The 4,302-nt window shown below is 27.3% G+C and carries 4 protein-coding genes; all 4 read right to left on the bottom strand.

The features are described 5' to 3' along the window. Positions 1-86: 86 nt before the first annotated feature. Genes B0A58_RS15860 through B0A58_RS15845 form a run of 4 tightly spaced genes read right to left on the bottom strand, consistent with a single transcriptional unit; the run spans position 87 to position 4,221 of the window. Positions 87-956: a hypothetical protein gene (locus B0A58_RS15860; protein ID WP_133063176.1), complete on the bottom strand. Its 870-nt coding sequence runs from the start codon at positions 954-956 to the stop codon at positions 87-89. Between the two features lie 20 nt (positions 957-976). Beyond that, a complete protein-coding gene (locus B0A58_RS15855; protein WP_089081845.1) occupies positions 977-1,681 on the bottom strand; it encodes a hypothetical protein in 705 nt (234 codons plus the stop codon). Next, the gene (locus tag B0A58_RS15850) at positions 1,682-3,079 is read right to left on the bottom strand and encodes a hypothetical protein (RefSeq protein ID WP_089081844.1); all 1,398 of its coding nucleotides are present in this window, start codon (positions 3,077-3,079) and stop codon (positions 1,682-1,684) included. It lies immediately after the preceding gene. Continuing rightward, on the bottom strand, positions 3,070-4,221 hold the full coding sequence (locus tag B0A58_RS15845; RefSeq protein WP_089081843.1) for a TRAFAC clade GTPase domain-containing protein: 1,152 nt from the start codon (positions 4,219-4,221) through the stop codon (positions 3,070-3,072). Before B0A58_RS15845 ends, B0A58_RS15850 begins: the two co-directional genes overlap by 10 nt. Between the last annotated feature and the right edge of the window lie 81 nt (positions 4,222-4,302).

The following is a 4,302-nucleotide window of genomic DNA, read 5'->3' as shown; positions in this document are numbered from 1 at the left end:
TATAGGGGGCTAGACCACAAAGGGTTATGAAAAGGATACTATATAATTTAAAATTCATGTTTATTTGTTATAAAATCAATTGGTTATTATTGTTTTTTCTCTTCATTTGTTTTTTGTACGTCTTTTACAGTCTCATTTTGCTTTTGCTCTACTTTTTCTAAACACGGCAAATCATCATTTTCTACATAAGTTATATGATTATTTTTTACTTTGTCTATGATTTTAATAAAATAAGGATAGTTTTTATAGCCACTATTTTGCTTTAATTTTTCGTAGGCATTTTCAACTAATGGATTATCTTGTTTTGGATTTTTTAGAAGTTTCGCAATATCTTTGTTTAGTTCACAGGTGTATTTGCTGTAATTTTTCAACAGTCCTAAATATTCTTGTTTTCTTTTATCTAATTTAGAGTCTACGTCAAATTGTAATACGTCTAGTTTAGAAACTAAATTAGCTGTGTTTTGTTCATTGCTTTTTTCTTTGATAACATTTTGATATTCTTTCTCTAATTCGATGAATTTTAAATAATTGGTTCTTAATTTTAGTACCTTTTCTCCCATAGATCTATCTTGCGAGGAACAATTTTTACCCGCTAAAATAGTATTTACTAATACAATAGAGTTTTCTATTTTACTTGTAGTTTTGTCATCTATATCAACGTCATTGAAATAATTTTTATCTTTAATATATCTGTTTTCGAAAATTTCATACAAATACACATTGTTGGTATTTGTAATAATATCTATGAGTTCTGCATTTTGCTTTTTCAATTCGGAGCTTTTGTTGTTTTTAGAAAGCTCTTCAATTTTAATATTCAAATCAAAGACACTTTTATCTCTTAAATTTAATTCTTTGATTAATTCTTTTTCTTTGTATTTTGAATAGTCTTTTTCTTTGAATTGAGCATTACTCAAAACAAAACATAAACAACATATAAGGGAAATTATTTTTTTCATTTTACTATACTTTTTTTCATTTAGTTATTAGGATTCACATCATCCTCTTCTGAATTATAAAATTTAAAATTGGCACTATCTAGGTTAATTTTTAAATTCCTTGCTATAGTTCTAAATTTTGAATGATTTTTATATTTGCTGTCAAAACCAGGCATGTTAGTAACTTGGTTTAAATAATAATTATATTGGTCATCTGAATAATTATATAAATCACCTGTAAAATTATTCACTTTATTGGGCAATACTTTTTCGTAATAAATATATTTTTCAATTTGAGTTTTATAAAAATTGATTTTAGAACTACTCGCTACTACATTGAGTAATGTATTTAGCAATTCTTTTAGCTCCGAAGGATTTTCAATAACAGAGGAAGATAAATAGGCTTCACAACGTTGGAATGTTTTTTGTTCTAAAGCGTTGTTCAACGTAGTTAGTAAATTTCCTTTGGTTGTACCCGAAATCAATTCAGCTTCTGCCGATGTTGTAATGCTAACCTCAGCGATTTTGTAATCGGTTAATTTCCAATTGGATTTGTTTTCAAAAGTTGTTATCTCTTTTTGTAACTCTTTGAAATTACTATTCGTTTCTTCTTCTCCTGTACTAGTAAAAATAGTGTCGCTTTCTAGAAGCGTCATTACTCCAATACCCAAAGTACCCACTAAAAAAAGCAGGGCCAGAAACTTGAAACTTCTGTTTTCTCTAAAAAAGGTTTTTATTTTTTCCATTTATTTGTCTAAATTTTCTATTTCTTCAACTTTTTTTGCTTGCGGTGTATTGTTACTTGAATTGCTATTTTTTTGACTTTTCGAACCTACTTGTGTTTTCTCAGGTTGTTTTTTTGCTCCTAGAGTTACTTCCACTTTTGGCTTAATTTCAGCAAGTATTTCTTTACCTGAAATTTTTTCAAGCTCTGAAATGAAATTCTTATTTATCGAATCGTTAAATTTAATATTCTTGCTTTCAAAAATTTCTTTGATACTCTTTTTTGAAAAATCAACGGCTTTGTTTTTTCCTTTTTTATTTATATAGGACCAGCCACTATTATAGATAAACTCATACGATGATAAACTATCGGGTTTTACTATACCATATCTTTTTTCATTTTTACTAATTGTGTCAATAATTTTGAATTTAATTATGTTATTATCGGTTGTATCTTCTATAATATGAGAACTAGAAACAGTATTTGTTGAATTAACAATTTTTTCAGATTGCAAATAATCCCAATACATCCAGCCCAATATTCCAGCTAATAAAACAAATAATAAGGAAAAGGCAATAATTGTAGCTTTAGGTGAATCGGAGTTGGAAGGCGTTTTCGGTGGTCTTGGTGCTTGGTATTCTTGTTGTAAAATAAGACTGTTTTGTAATCCATTTAAAACTTTGATCTCTTTTTTATCTTTTCTTTTATAGGTTACTTTAGCATCTGTTGTTGTAATTAAGTCAAAAGAGTTGGTGCTTGGTTTATTAATTTCAATATCATTTACCTTTAAGGATTCTAACAAACCATTAGTAATAATATCAATTTTTCTAACAAGTGGTTTTACCTCCTCAAAAGGAAGCATACGTCCGTAAACCACAGACTTTGTCTTTTCTTTTTCAAAAACATATAGACATTTTACTAAAGACGCTGCGTTGTGTGAAAAATATGAGTTTAATGAAGAGGTTTTGTCCCACAACACAAAAGCTTCTTTATCTATTCCTTGAGTAATTATCGAATTATTGCTAGGATTAATCCTGTTATCTTCAACGGCATCTATTAAATCATCAAAATTCAAAGCTGTCATAGTTTTATTTTGATAATGCTCCATATATCTATCCTTGATTTTGTCTAATAAATTTTGAATATCATCAATAGATTTTTGGTTAGGAATAATCACCCGAATAGCAAAAAAAGAACCCGACCTTCCCAAATAGTCTTTGATTTCGTTTGAAATTAATGAATATGCTTTTAGATCACCATAATTTTGGAAAGTATAAACATTTGCTGAACCAGCTTTATTACCTTCATCTTTTAAAAAAAACGAATATTTATTATTTTCATACTCAAATTTATTATAATTATAAGGATAAACTATTTTCGAACCATCCTCTGTTTGTTGTATAATTATTTTTATTTCCATGTTTTACCAACCCCTCCTTTCACAATGAATGAATCGTTTATTAATATTTCTAATAAGGTTTCAGAAAATTTTGTGTCAAATTCTTCTAAAACCGCACCCCATTTTAATTTTCCAATTGAAAAAGGTAACGATTTCACTTTAAAATCATATCTGGAATGTTCTTTAACATCTAAACAACTAGTGATTAAAGCTCTGAAATTTGTATTGATATATTCTAAGGCTATTTCGCCTTCTTCTCGGTCATCAAAAGGAAAGTAATTGTCTTTTAAATAATCAAATTTATTGGTTACTAGATAAATGGCATCAATATGTTCTGCAATACCTTCGGATTTTAAAATTTGTAAAATATTGGGATATACCAAAGATTGATCTAAACTTTTTTTAGTAGGGTTGTAATGTAAATAAGGATCAACAACTATGAAAAATATTTTTTTATTTTTATTATTGATATACTTCAAAAAAGTTTTTACTTCTCCATTTTTAGATATATCTTTAAAAATTTCACCCGGAACATCAACAATATTTAATGGATGTGAAATACCTTTATCATCTTTTAATGATATTGGTACGTATATAAAAGAATCTTCTAATGTACGAGGTGGAATAAAACCTCTATTTAGATTTTGAATAATAGTGTTAGAAAAATTGATTCCTTTTGCACCCGCATAATTATCTTGAATAATTTTACCATGTTGTGTGCCTAATTTTAATAAACCTGATAACATGGTAGTTTTTCCTGTGCCTGCTAATCCTATACAATAGATATCCGTTCTACCTTCTTGCATTGGATGTAACTTATGTAATTCATCTATTGTAAATGATTCTATTTCATGTTCTGATTCTATATAATTAAGTAACGCTTTTTTATTTCTTTTATTTATATCTAAATTCTCAATATCATTTATAGAAATAATATTAACATCGACACTATCTTTAATTACTTCAGCACTTATTTTATCCAATAAAATATTCTGTAAAATTTCTTGTTTTTTAGAAGCGTTTTCTTGCTGCTTTCTTAGTTCTTCTTCTTCTTTTCTTTTTCTATCAGCTTCTTTTTTATTGTTTATTTCTGCTTCTGCAATATGTTTACTTAGTTCTTTTGTTTTATCATAATCCAATCCCGCATCCATTAATTCATCCATTGTTATTTTTTTAGAAACAATAAATGAAACTAAAACTTCTAAGTCTAATAGATTACAATCTTGTAATGTTTCAGCCCCTTA

This window comes from Flavobacterium branchiophilum NBRC 15030 = ATCC 35035, from assembly GCF_002217205.1.
GTDB classification, from domain to species: domain Bacteria; phylum Bacteroidota; class Bacteroidia; order Flavobacteriales; family Flavobacteriaceae; genus Flavobacterium; species Flavobacterium branchiophilum.
Note: the sequence above shows the minus strand (reverse complement) of the source record. Positions and strands in the feature narration are given on the sequence as shown.

Bases quoted from the DNA above. Each gene is read 5' to 3' on its own strand.
- B0A58_RS15855 (WP_089081845.1), bottom strand. From the start codon at position 1,681: ATGGAAAAAATAAAAACCTTTTTTAGAGAAAACAGAAGTTTCAAGTTT.
- B0A58_RS15860 (WP_133063176.1), bottom strand. From the start codon at position 956: ATGAAAAAAATAATTTCCCTTATATGTTGTTTATGTTTTGTTTTGAGT.
- B0A58_RS15850 (WP_089081844.1), bottom strand. From the start codon at position 3,079: ATGGAAATAAAAATAATTATACAACAAACAGAGGATGGTTCGAAAATA.
- B0A58_RS15845 (WP_089081843.1), bottom strand. From the start codon at position 4,221: ATGGATGAATTAATGGATGCGGGATTGGATTATGATAAAACAAAAGAA.